Annotated in this window: 13 protein-coding genes; 7 read left to right on the top strand and 6 right to left on the bottom strand. The window is 70.3% G+C overall.

Annotation, left to right across the window (positions count from 1 at the left end; all coding sequences use genetic code 11):
• Positions 1 to 381 precede the first annotated feature (381 nt).
• The 5 genes from ACTWQC_RS00355 (at position 382) to ACTWQC_RS00375 (ending at position 4,534) form a co-directional block, all read left to right on the top strand.
• Positions 382 to 1,365 (top strand): TraR/DksA family transcriptional regulator, encoded by a 984-nt coding sequence (locus tag ACTWQC_RS00355; protein WP_443313408.1) that lies wholly within the window; start codon positions 382 to 384, stop codon positions 1,363 to 1,365.
• An 85-nt stretch (positions 1,366 to 1,450) separates the two neighbouring features.
• The gene (locus ACTWQC_RS00360; protein ID WP_443313409.1) at positions 1,451 to 2,023 is read left to right on the top strand and encodes a signal peptidase II; all 573 of its coding nucleotides are present in this window, start codon (positions 1,451 to 1,453) and stop codon (positions 2,021 to 2,023) included.
• A gap of 51 nt (positions 2,024 to 2,074) precedes the next feature.
• A complete protein-coding gene (locus tag ACTWQC_RS00365) occupies positions 2,075 to 3,016 on the top strand; it encodes an RluA family pseudouridine synthase (protein WP_443313410.1) in 942 nt (313 codons plus the stop codon).
• Positions 3,013 to 3,495, top strand: a complete 483-nt coding sequence (locus ACTWQC_RS00370; protein WP_443313411.1) for a GNAT family N-acetyltransferase — start codon at positions 3,013 to 3,015, stop codon at positions 3,493 to 3,495. The genes ACTWQC_RS00365 and ACTWQC_RS00370 overlap by 4 nt, the downstream gene beginning before the upstream one ends.
• A 292-nt stretch (positions 3,496 to 3,787) precedes the next feature.
• A complete protein-coding gene (locus tag ACTWQC_RS00375) occupies positions 3,788 to 4,534 on the top strand; it encodes an SDR family NAD(P)-dependent oxidoreductase (protein WP_443313412.1) in 747 nt (248 codons plus the stop codon).
• Between the two features lie 17 nt (positions 4,535 to 4,551).
• Here the strand turns inward: ACTWQC_RS00375 and ACTWQC_RS00380 are convergent, their stop codons facing one another.
• Positions 4,552 to 5,613, bottom strand: coding sequence for a mechanosensitive ion channel family protein (locus tag ACTWQC_RS00380; protein WP_443313637.1), 1,062 nt, complete (start codon positions 5,611 to 5,613; stop codon positions 4,552 to 4,554).
• Positions 5,614 to 5,742: 129 nt separating this feature from the next.
• Between ACTWQC_RS00380 and ACTWQC_RS00385 the strand changes: the two genes are divergently transcribed.
• Complete coding sequence (locus tag ACTWQC_RS00385) at positions 5,743 to 6,321, top strand: dienelactone hydrolase family protein (RefSeq protein ID WP_443313413.1); 579 nt, start codon at positions 5,743 to 5,745, stop codon at positions 6,319 to 6,321.
• A gap of 7 nt (positions 6,322 to 6,328) precedes the next feature.
• Here the strand turns inward: ACTWQC_RS00385 and ACTWQC_RS00390 are convergent, their stop codons facing one another.
• From ACTWQC_RS00390 to ACTWQC_RS00405, 4 genes are all read right to left on the bottom strand, one after another.
• Positions 6,329 to 7,990: an alkaline phosphatase D family protein gene (locus ACTWQC_RS00390; RefSeq protein ID WP_443313414.1), complete on the bottom strand. Its 1,662-nt coding sequence runs from the start codon at positions 7,988 to 7,990 to the stop codon at positions 6,329 to 6,331.
• A gap of 108 nt (positions 7,991 to 8,098) precedes the next feature.
• Positions 8,099 to 8,947: a thioredoxin domain-containing protein gene (locus ACTWQC_RS00395; protein WP_443313415.1), complete on the bottom strand. Its 849-nt coding sequence runs from the start codon at positions 8,945 to 8,947 to the stop codon at positions 8,099 to 8,101.
• Positions 8,948 to 9,017: 70 nt separating this feature from the next.
• The gene (locus ACTWQC_RS00400; RefSeq protein ID WP_443313416.1) at positions 9,018 to 9,701 is read right to left on the bottom strand and encodes a hypothetical protein; all 684 of its coding nucleotides are present in this window, start codon (positions 9,699 to 9,701) and stop codon (positions 9,018 to 9,020) included.
• Between the two features lie 91 nt (positions 9,702 to 9,792).
• Complete coding sequence (locus tag ACTWQC_RS00405) at positions 9,793 to 11,127, bottom strand: DUF2252 domain-containing protein (RefSeq protein ID WP_443313417.1); 1,335 nt, start codon at positions 11,125 to 11,127, stop codon at positions 9,793 to 9,795.
• A gap of 194 nt (positions 11,128 to 11,321) precedes the next feature.
• Between ACTWQC_RS00405 and dnaE the strand changes: the two genes are divergently transcribed.
• Positions 11,322 to 14,864 carry a DNA polymerase III subunit alpha gene (gene dnaE, locus ACTWQC_RS00410; protein ID WP_443313418.1) on the top strand — a complete coding sequence of 1,181 codons (3,543 nt, stop codon included), beginning with the start codon at positions 11,322 to 11,324 and terminating at the stop codon, positions 14,862 to 14,864.
• 185 nt (positions 14,865 to 15,049) lie between these two features.
• On the opposite strand, the gene ACTWQC_RS00415 is transcribed toward dnaE, so the two are convergent.
• On the bottom strand, positions 15,050 to 15,235 hold the full coding sequence (locus ACTWQC_RS00415; protein WP_443313419.1) for a hypothetical protein: 186 nt from the start codon (positions 15,233 to 15,235) through the stop codon (positions 15,050 to 15,052).
• Positions 15,236 to 15,423 lie beyond the last annotated feature (188 nt).

Consider the following 15,423-nt stretch of genomic DNA (forward strand, 5'->3'; position numbering starts at 1 on the left):
CGCTCATGGCTGCGTACGGCGCTACTCGTCCCCTTCCACGCCTGTCGCTGCGCCCAGTGTACGGGCCTTCGCCGACCGCGGCCGACCGGTTTCCCGGTGACCCGAATGGCGACATACGGGCCGACGGAGTGCGGCCGGCGGATTACGGGGCGGGGAGCGGGGCACAACGGTTGCAGACCTGCCCCGACGGCGTGGCAGGGGCGGCGTGCCCCGTTGCCGCGCACTTGGAGTCGATTTATCGTCCCAGCACGATTCGCGTGCAAGATCACAATATGTGAAGGGGCCGCGACCATGGTGGCGAAAAAGTCCGCCGTGAAGAAGTCGGCGTCCGCCGGATCCGCAGGCGCGGCGCCCAGGAAATCATCGGCGAGGAAGAGCACCGTGAAGACGAGCACGCGAGTGGCGAAGGCGGCACCTGAGAAGAAGGCGACGGCTGGGGCTGCGAAGACGGCGCCGCCGAAGAAGTCGGCGGCGAGGAAGGCCCCCGCGAAGAAGGCCGTCAAGGCCGCGCCCAAGAAGACCGCGCCCAAGAAGACCGCGCCCAAGGAGCCCGCGGCCAAGGAGCCCGCGGCCGAGAAGACCGTGGCCGAGAAGACGGTCGCCGAGAAGCCCACGGCGAAGAAGGCCGCGCCCGCGAAGAAGGCCCCTGCCAAGAAGGCCGCGCCCAAGAAGGCGGCGGCGAAAAAGGCCGCGCCCGCGAAGGTGGCCGCAGCCCAGGAGACGGCACCCGGGACGACCACCCGGGCCGTGAAGAAGACCACGGCCGGCAAGACGGCCAAGAAGGCCGCGCCGGCGACGAAGGCGGCGCCCGCCGCCCGGAAGCCCGCGACGAAGACGGGAGCCAAGTCGGTGGTTGCGAAGAAGACCCCGGGCCGGGCGTCGGCCGCCAGGAAGGCTGCCGCGCCCGCCGCCGCACCGGCCCCCGCCTCCGCCTCCGCCGTGCCGAAGGCCCGCGTCACCCAGGCCGCACCTGCCGAACTCGCCGTACGCCCGGGCGAGGAGCCCTGGACCCCGGCAGAGGTGGAGGAGGCCCGGGCCGAGCTGAACGCGGAAGCCGAGCGGCTGCGCGACGAGCTCCTCGCCTCCGAAGCGGCGATCACCGGTCTGATGCGCGACTCAGGCGACGGAGCCGGGGACGATCAGGCCGACACCGGCACCAAGAACATCACCCGCGAACACGAGCTGTCGCTCGCCGCCAACGCGCGCGAGATGCTCGTGCAGACCGAGCGGGCCCTGGAGCGGCTCGACGCGGGCACGTACGGGCTCTGCGAGTCCTGCGGCAAGCCGATCGGCAAGGCGCGGATGCAGGCGTTCCCGCGCGCCACCCTGTGCGTCGAGTGCAAGCAGAAGCAGGAGCGCCACTGAGCGCCCGCACGTGTGTGCCGTACCCTCGTCCTCAGTTCAGCCGGGCGCGGCCGCCCGGCCCGCGGACAGATGCTGAGGGACTCACGTGGCAGAGGCGGAGCGGACCATCGGTACTCCAGGGTTTGAGGAGGGGGCACCGGAGCCGGAGCAGACCGAGGAGCCCGCACCGAAGGGCAAGCGGCGGGTCGCGGTGCTGATCGCGGTCGCCGCATTCGCGTACGCCCTGGACCTGGTGAGCAAGATGATCGTGGTGGCCAGGCTGGAGCACCACGCGCCGATCGAGATCGTGGGCGATCTGCTCAAGCTGGAGGCGGTGCGCAACCCGGGTGCCGCGTTCGGCATCGGCGAGGCCCTGACCATCGTCTTCACGATCATCGCGGCCACGGTGATCGTGGTGATCGCGCGGATCGCCCGCAAGCTCTACAGCGTGCCGTGGGCGATCGCCCTCGGACTCCTGCTCGGCGGGGCCTTCGGGAACCTCACCGACCGGATCTTCCGGTCGCCCGGGGTCTTCCAGGGCGCGGTGGTGGACTTCATCGCCCCCGCCCACTTCGCGGTCTTCAACCTGGCCGACTCGGCGATCGTCTGCGGCGGCTTCCTGATCGTGATCCTGTCCTTCCGCGGGCTGGACCCGGACGGCACGGTCCACAAGGACTGAGCGTACGAGCAGGCGTACGAGGCGTCGCCGGCGTTCCGGCATACTCGACGGGTGAGCACGCTTCCCGAGATCCGCCAGCTGCCCGTACCCGACGGCCTCGAGGGTGAGCGCGTCGACGCCGCCATCGCCCGCATGTTCGGCTTCTCCAGGACCAAGGCCGCCGAGCTGGCCGCCTCAGGAAAGGTCCAGGTAGACGGCACGAAAGCGGGCAAGTCCGACCGCGTGACCGGTGGCGCCTGGCTCGAGGTGGAGATGCCGCAGGCCGCGCCGCCCGTGCAGGTCGTCGCCGAGCCCGTCGAGGGCATGGAGATCGTGCACGACGACGACGACATCGTCGTGATCATGAAGCCGATCGGGGTCGCCGCCCACCCGAGCCCCGGCTGGACCGGGACGACGGTCATCGGCGGACTGGCCGCGGCCGGCTACCGGATCTCGACCTCGGGTGCCGCCGAGCGGCAGGGCATCGTGCACCGCCTCGACGTCGGGACGTCCGGCCTGATGGCCGTGGCGAAGTCGGAGCGGGCGTACACGTCGCTCAAGCACCAGTTCCGGGAGCGGACGGTCGACAAGCGCTACCACGCGCTCGTACAGGGCCACCCGGACCCGCTGAGCGGCACCATCGACGCCCCCATCGGCCGCCACCCGCACCACGACTACAAGTGGGCCGTGATCGCCGACGGCAAGCCGAGCGTCACGCACTACGACCTCATCGAGGCGTTCCGCGCCGCCAGCCTGCTCGACGTCAAGCTGGAGACCGGGCGCACCCACCAGATCCGGGTCCACATGGCCGCCCACCGCCATCCCTGCGTCGGCGACCTCACCTACGGCGCCGACCCCACCCTCGCCAAGCGGCTGAAGGTCGGGCGGCAGTGGCTGCACGCGGTCAGGCTCGGCTTCGAGCACCCCGCGGACGGGCGCTGGGTGGAGTTCGAGAGCGCGTACCCGGACGACCTGCAGCGCGCGCTGGACATCGTGCGCGCTGAGAGCGCGTGACCGCCCCGGCGCGGGACGCCCTGCCGTACGACGTCCGGGTCGCCCGTGACGAGGCGGACCGGGCGGCCTGCTTCGCGGTGCGGACCGAGGTCTTCGTCGCGGAGCAGGGGGTGCCCGCCGAGATCGAGTACGACGCGTACGACGGCGGCGCCGTGCACGTGCTGGCCGTGGGCCCGGAAGGGCCGCTGGGCGCCGGGCGGCTGCTGCACGGCCGGGCCGCGGCCGCGAAGAACGGCGGCGACGAGAGCGTCGGGACGCTCGGCCGCCTCGCCGTCACGCGGGCGGCGCGCGGCCTCGGGGTCGGGGCCGCGCTGGTCCGGGCGATCGAGTCCGAGGGACGCAGGCTCGGCCTCACCGCGATCGACCTGCACGCGCAGGTGTCCGCGCTCGGCTTCTACGAGCGGCTGGGCTACGCGGCGTACGGCGAGGAGTTCCTGGACGCGGGCATCGTGCACCGGTCGATGCGCAGGGCGCTCTAAGCGGTCTTGGGTAAGTCCGGGCGGCGTCGCGTGCCGATGGGCGGCGCCTGGCCGCACCCCGCTCGTCGCACGCAGCGCCGCTGCGCTCTCCTCACGGGGCACGCCCATGCTTGCCCCTCGACCCGCTCCTTCTCCCACCCGGACTTACCCAAGACCGCTTAGCCGCGCGCGAGACAACCGGGCTCCGCTGGATCTCGCTCGTGCGGCGTCCGCACGTGTCGACGCGAGCCCGGGCGGGCGCCCGGGGGCCCGTCGTAGGATCGCCTGGGAAACCCGAGCGAGGGGATCGCTAATGTCACGCACAGTCGTCGTCAGCGGTGGCGGTACCGGGATCGGGTTCGCGGCGGCCAGGACCTTCGCGCGGGACGGCGACCAGCTGGTGCTCATCGGCCGGCGGGCCGATGTTCTCGAGCGGGCCGCGGCCGAGCTGCCGGGGGCCGTGGCCTGCCCGGCCGATCTGACGGACCCGCAGCAGGTCGCGCGGGCCGCGCACTTCGTGTGCGAGGAGTTCGGCGCCGTCGACGTGCTCGTCAACAACGCGGGCGGCAGCGGCCGTCTCGAGCCGCCGGCGGAGACCGACGACCCGCTGGCGGCGACCGCCCACGACTGGACGGTCAACTTCCGGCTCAACGTGCTCACCGCCGTGCTGCTCACCGAGGCGCTCCGCGACCATGTGGCCTCGCCCGGTGGCCGGGTGCTGTTCCTCAGCTCCATCGCGGCCCTGCGCGGGTCCGGCCGCCACGCGTACGGCTCCGCGAAGGCGGGCCTGCACCCGTACGCGTTCGCGCTCGCCGCGGACCTCGGGCCGCGCGGCATCACCGTCAACCTCGTCGCCCCCGGCTACATCGAGGAGACCGGCTTCTTCGGCGACGGCATGCCGGAGGAGCGCCGTCAGGCGCGGATCGACGAGACCCTCAACCACCGGCCCGGGCACCCCGGGGACGTCGCCGAGACCCTGCACTGGCTTGCCTCCCCGGCCGCCGACCACATCACCGCCCAGCTGATCCAGGTCAACGGCGGCGCGGAGAGAGGGCGTTAGCCGACGGAGCGCAGGCGTCAGTCGACGTCGACCGGCTTGTCCTCGGTGTCCTCAGGAACCGCCGCCGTGATGACGCGTGGCAGCGCGTACGGGTGCTCGTCGTGCAGCCAGGCGACCATCCGCTCGCGGACCTCGCAGCGCAGCGTCCACACTTCGTCCGCGTCCCGCGCTGTGACCAGGGCCCGCACCTCGATCGTGGTCGGGGTGGTGTCGGTCACGGCGAGGCCCCAGTCGCGCCCGTCCCAGGACGGGCAGTCCTGCACGATCTCGTGCAGCTTCTCCCGCATCGCGTTCACCGGCGCCGCGTGGTCCACCTGGAAGAAGACCGTGCCCGTCATCTGCGGGCCGCCGCGCGACCAGTTCTCGAAGGGCTTGCTGGTGAAGTACGAGACCGGCATGGTGATCCGGCGCTCGTCCCAGGTCCGTACGGTCAGGAAGGTGAGGGTGATCTCCTCGACCGAGCCCCACTCGCCGTCCACCACGACCACGTCGCCGATCCGCACCATGTCGCCGAAGGCGATCTGCAGCCCGGCGAAGAGATTGCCCAGCGTGGACTGGGCGGCGATGCCCGCGACGATGCCGAGGATTCCGGCGGAGGCGAGCATCGATGCGCCGAAGGTGCGCATCGCGGGGAAGGTCAGCAGCATCGCGGCCACCGCGACCACCCCGACGACGGCCGTCACCACCCGCTGGATCAGCGTCACCTGGGTGCGCACCCGCCGCACCCGCGCCGCGTCCCGCGTCGCCGTCGCGTAGCGCGAGTACGCCGACTCCACGACCGCCGCCGAGATCCGTACGATCAGCCAGGCCGCGGAGCCGATCAGGACCAGGGTCAGCACCTGCCCGATCGCCTTGGTGTGATCACGGGCGATGTGCGCCTCGCCGTACGCGCCGCGCAGCAGCGCCGCGCACAGCACGAACTGCAGGGGCAGCCTGCACCGGCGCAGCAGGCCCCACAGGGGTGTCTCCGGGTGCGCCGCGTCGGTTCTGCGCAGCACCTGGTCGACGACCCAGCCGACGATGACGGTGACCGCGACCGAGCCGCCGAGTACGAGCAGCGGACGCAGCACATCCTCCATAGGCACCTCAGCTCCTTCCGGGGAGTCTGGCCTGCCAGGCATATCAAATGCCCGCGGCTGTGCGCGTACCCACGACCGTAGCTGGCACGATGTGAGATGAGAGACAGTGCGAGAGAGAAGTGAAGAGCTGTGGCGTCCTCGACGATCGTCCTTTTCCACTCGGCCTTCGGGCTGCGTCCTGCCGTGCACGCGGCGGCCGACCGGCTGCGCGCGGCGGGGCACGAGGTGCACGTGCCCGACCTGTACGACGGGCGGACCACCGAGACCGTCGAGGAGGGCATGGCGATCAAGGACGAGATCGGCCAGGACGAGCTGCTGCGGCGCGCCGTCACCGCCTCCGCCCCGCTCTCCGACCGAGGTCTCGTCTACGCGGGCTTCTCGCTCGGCGGCTCGATCGCCCAGAACCTGGCCCTCGCGGACGAGAAGGCGCGCGGGCTGCTCCTGCTGCACGGCACCTCCGACATCGCGGAGGGCGCCGCGGCCGACGACCTGCCGGTGCAGCTGCACGTGGCCGACCCGGACCCCTTCGAGCCGCATGACTGGCTGAACGCCTGGTACCTGCGGATGCGGCGGGCGGGAGCGGAGGTCGAGATCTTCCGTTACCCGGGCGCCGGGCACATCTTCACCGACCCTGAGCTGCCGGACTACGACGCCGAGGCGGCCGAGGCCACCTGGTCGGTGGCGCTCGGCTTCCTCGACGAGCTGTAGAGCGGCCTCAGCGCACCGGCGCGTCCGCCCGCTCCACCTTCTGGCTCCCCGACCGGGTCCGGTAGGAGCGGGTCCACTCGGCCGAGGCGTTGCGGTCGGTCTTGTCGGAGATCACGTAGTAGTCCATCTGCGCCCGCTCGGCCGTGACGTCGAGCACCCCGTAGCCGTGCGAGTCCATGTCCAGCCACTTCACATGGCGGTTGGCGGCCTTGATCGCAGCGACCGCGGCCGGTGACACCGACTGCGGCGGGACGTGCAGGATGTCGTCGAGGTTGTCCGAGGTCACGGACGTCACCACGAACTCGGTGGCCGCCGACGGCGAGAAGGGGTACGTGGCGGCCTTCACCGGCACGTCGTTGGCCCACGCCATGTGGATGTCGCCGGTCAGGAAGACCGTGTTGGTAAGCCCGCCGTCCCGCAGGTGCGCGAGCAGCTCGCGCCGGTCGTCGGTGTAGCCGTCCCACTGGTCCACGTTGACCGCCAGGCCCTCCTTGGGCAGCCCCAGCAGCTCGGCGAGCGGCCCCAGGAGATGGGCGGGCACCGAGCCGAAGGCGACCGGCGAGATCATCACGGACGTGCCGACGAGCTTCCACGACGCGTCGGAGGACGAGAGCCCCGACTTCAGCCAGTCCAGCTGGGCGCGGCCGGTGATCGTACGGTCGGGGTCGTCGACGTCGCCGTTGCCGACCGTCGACTGCTGGGAGCGGAAGGAGCGCAGGTCGAGCAGGTGCAGATCGGCCAGCTTGCCGAAGCGCAGCCGCCGGTAGGTGGTGCCCTCGGTCGACGTCCGCACCGGCAGCCACTCGAAGTACGCCTGCTTGGCCACCGCCACGCGCTGCGCCCACTCGCCTTCGGCGCCCTCGGTGTGGTTCTCCGCGCCGCCCGACCAGGCGTCGTTCGCGAACTCGTGGTCGTCCCAGATCGCGACGACCGGGTGTGCGGAGTGCAGGGCCTGGAGGTCGGGGTCGGTCTTGTACGTGGCGTGCCGGACGCGGTAGTCGGCGAGACCGGTGATCTCGTGCGCGGGGGAGTGCGGGCGTACGACGTACCTCTGCGCCGGGTACTCGCCGGCCGCGTACTCGTAGATGTAGTCGCCCAGGTGCAGCACCGCGTCGAGGTCGGTGCGCGCGGCGAGGTGGCGGTACGCGGAGAACCAGCCGGACTCCCAGTTGGCGCAGGACACCACACCGAACCGGACGGAGTGTGCGGTGTCGTCGTGCGCCGGTGTGGTGCGCGTGCGCCCGACGGGCGACTGGACCCCGCCGGCGGTGAAGCGGAAGAAGTACGGGGTGGCCGGGCGCAGTCCGCGCACATCGACCTTCACGGTGTGGTCGGACGCGGCGCGGGCGCTGGTGGCGCCGCTCGCGACGACCTTGGAGAAGGCCTTGTCCTCGGCTATCTGCCAGTCGACCGTGACCTCGGGCCCCTTGCCGGAGCCGGGTATGGCCTCGGGGGACGGGGTGACGCGCGTCCACAGGAGTACGCCGTCGGGCAGCGGGTCGCCGGAGGCGACGCCGTGGAGGAAGGCGGGGGCCGCGGGTTCGGCGGCCATGGCGCTGGTTCCCGCGGCGGTCAGCGGAATCAGCGCGGCAGAGGCCGCAGCGGCCTTGACGACCGTGCGGCGGCGGGTGCTCGTGTTGCTCGTGTTGTTCGGCTGGAGATCGGTCACGGCCGATCAGATTACGGACTCGTAGGCCGAACGGGCGGGCGAATACGGGATGTTCGCCCGCCCGTCGGCGAGAGGTCGCTTCCGCCCCTGTTGAGGCGGCGACGGCCCTCAGCTCTTCGCGGCCAGGGCCTTGTCGACCGCGGCGTTGAACTCCTGCGGGGTCATCGGGGCGTTCTGGCTGCCCTCGGCGGTGAGCTTGGTGCCGTTGAGCTTGAAGCTCGGCGTGCCCTGGATGTCCTTGGCCGCGTTGAACCGGTCCTTCATCGCCAGCGCCCACTGGTCGTAGGTGCCCGCGTTCACGGCCTTCTCGAACTCCGCGTTGCCCTTGAGGGACTTGACCTGGTCCGCGACCTTCAGCAGGTACGCGTCGTCGGCGAACTTGTCCTCCCTCTCGTCCGGGTGGTTCTTGGCGGAGAAGAGGGCGGTCTTGTACTCGAGGAAGGCGTCCGGGCTGACGTTCAGCGCGGCGCCCAGCGCGCTCAGGGCGTTCTTGGAGCCCGACCCCTTGGGCGGGATGTTCTCGTCGAGGAAGGCGCCCATCGTGAACTGCAGCTTGTACTTGCCGTCCCTCATGTCCTTGAGGACGGTCTCGCCGGTGGCCTGCTCGAAGCTCGCGCAGACGGGGCAGCGCATGTCCTCGTAGACCTCGAGGGTGTTCTTGGCGTTCTTGTCGCCGATGACGACGACCGTCCCCTTGTCGCCGGAGGTGTTCGCGGGCTTCGCGAAGCTCTCCTTCTTCGCGGCGGCCACCCAGTCCTCGTGGCTCACCTTGCTGTCGCCGCCGCCCATGTTGCTGACGGCCACGCCGATGCCGGCGGCTATCGCCAGCACCGCGACGATCGAGCCGCCGACGACCAGCTGGCGGCGGATCTTGTCCCTCTTCGCCTGGCGCTCGCGCTCCGCGCGGAGGCGCTCGCGGGCGGCGGTCTTGCTGGCCTGGCTGTTGCGCTTGCTCATGGTGTTCTTCCTGCTCCGTCGATGGGTGTGGTTGGGACTGCTGTGCTCGGTGGGTCCTGAGTGGTTGTGCTCAGAGAGCCACGCAGCACGGCGGCCCGCGCCGTACGACGGAGTGGACCAGCATCGGCTGGGTACGGGCCGGACGCACGCGCCGTACCGCCCGCAGAGCCCGGTGCGCGGGCCCCTCCTCCGCCCCCGTGACCGCGGCGACCGCGGTCAGCAGCGGCCGGAAGGCGAAGCCTGCGACGGCGCGCAGCAGGCGGGCCAGCGCCGTCTCGCCGCGCCGCAGCCAGGCCGCCGCGGCGAGGCCGACCGTGACGTGCGCGGCGAGCAGCAGCCAGGGGGTGGCCGGGTCGCCGGCGACCGGCAGGGTGGCGGCGGGCTCCCGGCCCGCCATGCGGGCGAGCGGCGTACCGAAGTCGCCGCCGCTGCACAGCAGATCCAGGCCGACCGAGCGCAGCGGGCCCGCCACGGGGCCGCCCGCCTGGCCGTAGCAGGCGTGCTGGCCCGTGGTGAAGACCGTGTCCGCGGCCAGCTCGAGCGGGATCAGCAGGGCCGCGATCGCGCCGTAGCCGCGCTCCCGCCCGGCCAGTGCCCAGGCGATGGCGAAGACACCGGCGGAGAGCGCGGCGACGGTGGTCACCGGGAGCGGGACGCCGGACAGCAGGACGTGCGAGGCAGCCGACAGCGTCACGCACAGCGCCGTGAAAAGCGCTGCGCGTAGCGTCCTCAACTGGGCCCCGGATATGTCCATCGCGCAGAGTGTGCCATGTCCGCAGGTAAGGGGCGACTAAACGGGCCCCTCATACGGGCCCCTGTCAGCGGGCCCTTGTCGCTGCGGCTCGCTACAGCCCCGGGATCCGTCCGTTGCGGAACAAGTCCACGAAGATCTGGTGGTCGGACCGCGCCCTGGCCCCGTAGGAGTGCGCGAAGTCCACCAGCAGGCCCGCGAAGCCGTCCTCGTCGGCCGCGATCGCGGCGTCGATGGCCCGCTCCGTGGAGAACGGGACCAGCGAGTGGCCGCTCTCGTCGTCCGCCGCCGCGTGCATGGTCGCGGTGGCCCGCCCCAGGTCGGCCACGACCTCCGAGATCTCGGCCGGGTCGTCGATGTCCGACCAGTCGAGGTCCACCGCGTACGGCGACACTTCGGCGACCAGCTGGCCCGACCCGTCCAGCTCGGTCCAGCCCAGCCAGGGGTCGGCGTGGTCCTGGAGCGCGCGCTGCGAGATGACCGTGCGGTGCCCCTCGTGCTGGAAGTAGCCGCGGACCCGCTCGTCGGTGATGTGCCGGGAGACCGCCGGGGTCTGGGCCTGCTTCATATAGATCACGACGTCGTTCTCGAGGGCGTCGCTGTTGCCCTCCAGCAGGATGTTGTACGACGGGAGGCCCGCGCTGCCGATGCCGATGCCGCGGCGCCCGACGACGTCCTTGACGCGGTACGAGTCGGGGCGGGCGAGGCTGGACTCCGGCAGGGTCTCCAGATAGCCGTCGAAGGCCGCCAGGACCTTGTACCGCGTCGCGGCGTCCAGCTCGATCGCGCCGACGCCGGGCGCGAAGCGGCGCTCGAAGTCGCGGATCTCGGTCATCGAGTCGAGCAGCCCGAAGCGGGTGAGGGAGCGGGCGTCGCGCAGCGCGTCCAGCAGCGGCCCCTCGGCCGTGTCGAGCGTGAAGGGCGGCACTTCGTCGTTCTTCGCGCCGGTGGCCAGCGCGTGGATCCGCTCGCGGTAGGCGGCGGCGTACGTCCGCACCAGGTCGCTGATCATCTCGTCGCTGAGCGCCTTCGTGTACCCGATCAGGGCCACGGAGGCGGCGAAGCGCTTCAGGTCCCAGGTGAACGGACCCACGTACGCCTCGTCGAAGTCGTTGACGTTGAAGATCAGTCGGCCGTTGGAGTCCATGTAGGTGCCGAAGTTCTGGGCGTGCAGATCGCCGTGGATCCACACCCGGGCCGTCCGGTCGTCCAGGTACGGGCCACTGTCCCGGCCCTCCTCCAAGTCCTTGTAGAACAGGCAGGCCGTGCCGCGGTAGAAGGCGAAGGCGGAGGCCGCCATCTTCCGGAACTTGACCCGGAACGCCGCCGGATCGGCGCTCAGCAGCTGCCCGAAGGCGGTGTCGAAAACGGCGAGGATCTCCTCGCCGCGCTGCTCGGCCTGGGTGGACAGGGCCTGCTGGGACGACATCGCGGTGAGCCTCCTGGTGCCTGGAGCTGAGCGTCGGATCTTCCGGCTGTTCCAACGCGCGAGGCTACTCGCGAGTGCCCGCCCGCTGTCAGTCCCGAGGCATAGACTTCAGAGCCGTCGACCCAACCCGTCGCCCGACCACCGCCCCTGATCGAGGCGCTTCGCGCCGCAGCTTCTTCTGGAGGTCTTCAGCCGTGGCCAAGCCGCCCTTCACGCACCTGCACGTTCACACCCAGTACTCGCTGCTGGACGGTGCGGCGCGGCTGAAGGACATGTTCAATGCCTGTCAGGAGATGGGCATGACGCACATCGCGATGACGGACCACGGCAACCTGCACGGGGCGTACGACTTCTTCCAGCAGGCGACCGGTGCCGGAATCACGCCGATCATCGGCATCGAGGCGTACGTGGCGCCCGAGTCGCGGCGCAACAAGCGGCGCATCCAGTGGGGCCAGCCGCACCAGAAGCGGGACGACGTCTCGGGCTCCGGTGGTTACACCCACAAGACGATCTGGGCGGGCAGCAAGACCGGTCTGCACAACCTCTTCCGGCTCTCCTCCGACGCCTACAAGGAGGGCTGGCTGACCAAGTGGCCCCGGATGGACAAGGAGGTCATCGCGGAGCACGCTTCAGGCCTCATCGCGTCCACCGGCTGCCCCTCCGGCGAGGTGCAGACCCGGCTCCGCCTCGGCCAGTTCGACGAGGCCCTGAAGGCCGCCGCCGACTACCAGGAGATCTTCGGCAGGGAGCGGTATTTCCTCGAGCTGATGGACCACGGCATCGAGATCGAGCGCCGGGTCCGCGACGGCCTGCTGGAAATCGGCAAGAAGCTCGGCATCCCGCCGCTCGTCACCAACGACTCGCACTACACGTATGCGCACGAGTCGAGCGCCCACGACGCGCTGCTGTGCATCCAGACCGGCAAGAACCTCTCCGACCCGGACCGCTTCCGATTCGACGGCACCGGCTACTACCTGAAGTCCACGGAGGAGATGTACGCCATCGACTCCTCCGACGCCTGGCAGGAGGGCTGCGCCAACACCCTCAAGGTCGCCGAGCTGGTCGACACCACCGGCTGGTTCGAGAAGCGGGACCTGATGCCCCGCTTCGACGTGCCCGAGGGCTACACCGAGGTCACCTGGTTCCGCGAGGAGGTCAAGCGCGGCATGGCCCGCCGCTACCCCGGCGGGATCCCCGAGGACCGGCAGCGCCTGGTCGAGTACGAGATGGACATCATCATCCAGATGGGGTTCCCGGGGTACTTCCTGGTCGTCGCCGACTTCATCATGTGGGCCAAGAACAATGGCATCGCGGTCGGCCCCGGCCGGGGCTCCGCGGCCGGCTCGATCGTCTCGTACGCCCTGGGGATCACCGACCTCGACCCGATCGAGCACGGCCTGATCTTCGAGCGGTTCCTCAACCCCGAGCGCGTCTCCATGCCCGATGTCGACATCGACTTCGACGAGCGCAGGCGCGCCGAGGTGATCCGGTACGTCACCGAGAAGTACGGGGCCGACAAAGTCTGCATGATCGGCACCTACGGCACCATCAAGGCGAAGAACGCGATCAAGGACTCCGCGCGCGTGCTGGGTTACCCGTACGCGATGGGCGACCGCATCACCAAGGCCATGCCCGCCGACGTCCTCGGCAAGGGCATCCCGCTCTCCGGCATCACCGACCCGCAGCACCCCCGCTACAGCGAGGCGGGCGAAGTCCGCGGGATGTACGAGAACGAGCCGGACGTGAAGAAGGTCATCGACACCGCCCGCGGCGTCGAGGGCCTGGTCCGGCAGATGGGCGTGCACGCCGCGGGCGTGATCATGTCCAGCGAGACCCTCACCGACCACATCCCGGTCTGGGTCAGGCACACCGACGGCGTCACCATCACGCAGTGGGACTACCCCACCTGTGAGTCGCTCGGCCTGCTCAAGATGGACTTCCTGGGCCTGCGCAACCTCACGATCATGGACGACGCCGTCAAGATGGTGAAGGCCAACAAGGGCATCGATCTGGAGCTGCTCAGCCTGCCGCTGGACGACCCCAAGACGTATGACCTGCTGTGCCGCGGTGACACCCTCGGCGTCTTCCAGTTCGACGGCGGGCCCATGCGCTCCCTGCTGCGCATGATGAAGCCCGACAACTTCGAGGACATCTCCGCGGTCTCGGCCCTCTACCGGCCGGGCCCGATGGGCATGAACTCGCACATCAACTACGCGCTGCGGAAGAACGGGCAGCAGGAGATCACGCCGATCCACCCCGAGCTCGAGGAGCCCCTGAAGGAGGTCCTCGACATCACCCACGGCCTCATCGTGTACCAGGAGCAGGTGCAGAAGGCCGCCCAGGTGCTCGCGGGCTACTCGCTCGGCCAGGCCGACCTGCTGCGCCGCGCCATGGGCAAGAAGAAGAAGGAAGTCCTCGACGCCGAGTTCGTCAACTTCCAGAAGGGCGCCCGCGAGAAGGGCTTCTCGGACGAGGCGATCCAGGCGGTCTGGGACGTGTTGGTCCCCTTCGCCGGGTACGCGTTCAACAAGGCCCACTCCTCCGCGTACGGCCTGGTCACCTACTGGACCGCCTACCTCAAGGCCAACTACCCGGCCGAGTACATGTCCGCGCTGCTCACCTCGGTGCGCGACGACAAGGACAAGTCGGCGGTCTACCTCAACGAGTGCCGCCGTATGGGCATCAAGGTGCTGCCGCCGAACGTCAACGAGTCCGAGGCGAACTTCACCGCCCAGGGCGACGATGTGATCCTCTTCGGCCTGACCGCGGTCCGGAACGTCGGGCAGAACGTGGTGGATTCGATCATCCGCAGCCGCAAGTCGAAGGGGAAGTACACCTCCTTCCCCGACTTCCTCGACAAGGTCGAGGCGGTCGTCTGCAACAAGCGGACCGTCGAATCGCTGATCAAGGCGGGCGCCTTCGACGAGATGGGCCACACCCGCAAGGGCCTCACGGCGCACTACGAGCCGATGATCGACAATGTGGTCCAGGTCAAGCGCAAGGAGGCCGAGGGCCAGTTCGACCTCTTCGGCGGCATGGGCGACGACTCCGGCGACGACACCCCCGGCTTCGGGCTCGACGTGGAGTTCTCCGACGTCGAGTGGGACAAGGCCTATCTGCTGGCGCAGGAGCGCGAGATGCTCGGCCTCTACGTCTCCGACCACCCGCTGTTCGGCATCGAGCACGTCCTCAACGAGAAGACGGACGCGGCGATCTCCCAGCTGACGGGCGGCGAGCACGCCGATGGCGCGATCGTCACCATCGGCGGCATCATCTCCGGGCTCCAGCGGAAGATGACCAAGCAGGGCAACGCCTGGGCCATCGCCACCGTCGAGGACCTGGCCGGCTCCATCGACTGCATGTTCTTCCCGGCCACCTACCAGTTGGTGTCCACCCAACTCGTCGAGGACGCGGTCGTCTTCGTGAAGGGCCGCCTCGACAAGCGGGAGGACGTGCCGCGGCTGGTCGCGATGGAGCTGATGGTTCCCGACCTGTCGGAGGCCTCCGCCAACGCGCCCGTGACGATCACGATTCCGACGGTGAAGGTCACCCCGCCGCTGGTCGAGAAGCTCGGCGAGGTGCTCGACCACCACAAGGGCAGCACCGAGGTCCGTATCAAGCTCCAGGGGGCCCGGAAGACCACCGTGCTGCGGCTCGACCGGCACCGGGTCACCGCGGACCCGGCCCTCTTCGGCGACCTCAAGGTGCTGCTCGGGCCGTCCTGCCTGGCGGGCTGAGCGGAGGCGTCCTGCCCGGCGGGCTGGGCGATTCGCCCTGCCTGGGCGGCTGAGGGCGGGCGTCCTGCCTGGGCGGCTGAGCCGCGCCGTACGGTCCACGCGCGGAAGGGGCGCGCCCTGGGCCCGGACCGGTCCGGGGGAGGGCGCGCCCCTCGTGTTGCTCAGCTTCCGCTCAGCGGCAGCGGTCAGTTGTGGCCGAAGTTCTTGCGCTGCTTGTTGCGGGCAGACTGCTCGGAGCTCGAGGAGTGTGCCTGCTGCTGGGACTGGGACTCCGACGACGAGCTCTGCGCGTTGGGGCTCTTCGCGCGCTCGTCGGCGCGCGAGGCGGCGCTGCGGCTCTTGGGCTGACTGCGATTCTTGTTCTTGGCCATGATCGTGCCTCCTGTGCGGAATCTCGGAACCTGGCCTGCGGCCGGCCGGCGGGCGCCGGGGCCGCTTTGCGAGATAACGCTCGCATGACCCGACAATGAACGCATGTCGGACAATTACCCTGAGTGAAAAGGGTGGGTGAGGAAGCAGGCGGGGTAAGCGCTTCCGTACGGCTCCCGTACGGCTTCCG

Source organism: Streptomyces sp. 8N616, from assembly GCF_052246385.1.
Lineage (GTDB): Bacteria > Actinomycetota > Actinomycetes > Streptomycetales > Streptomycetaceae > Streptomyces.

What these genes read in the sequence shown, in the direction of transcription:
- ACTWQC_RS00375 (WP_443313412.1), top strand. Translation starts at nt 3,788, where the DNA reads ATGTCACGCACAGTCGTCGTCAGCGGTGGCGGTACCGGGATCGGGTTC.
- ACTWQC_RS00380 (WP_443313637.1), bottom strand. Translation starts at nt 5,613, where the DNA reads ATGGAGGATGTGCTGCGTCCGCTGCTCGTACTCGGCGGCTCGGTCGCG.
- ACTWQC_RS00395 (WP_443313415.1), bottom strand. Translation starts at nt 8,947, where the DNA reads ATGAGCAAGCGCAACAGCCAGGCCAGCAAGACCGCCGCCCGCGAGCGC.
- ACTWQC_RS00400 (WP_443313416.1), bottom strand. Translation starts at nt 9,701, where the DNA reads ATGGACATATCCGGGGCCCAGTTGAGGACGCTACGCGCAGCGCTTTTC.
- ACTWQC_RS00405 (WP_443313417.1), bottom strand. Translation starts at nt 11,127, where the DNA reads ATGTCGTCCCAGCAGGCCCTGTCCACCCAGGCCGAGCAGCGCGGCGAG.
- ACTWQC_RS00415 (WP_443313419.1), bottom strand. Translation starts at nt 15,235, where the DNA reads ATGGCCAAGAACAAGAATCGCAGTCAGCCCAAGAGCCGCAGCGCCGCC.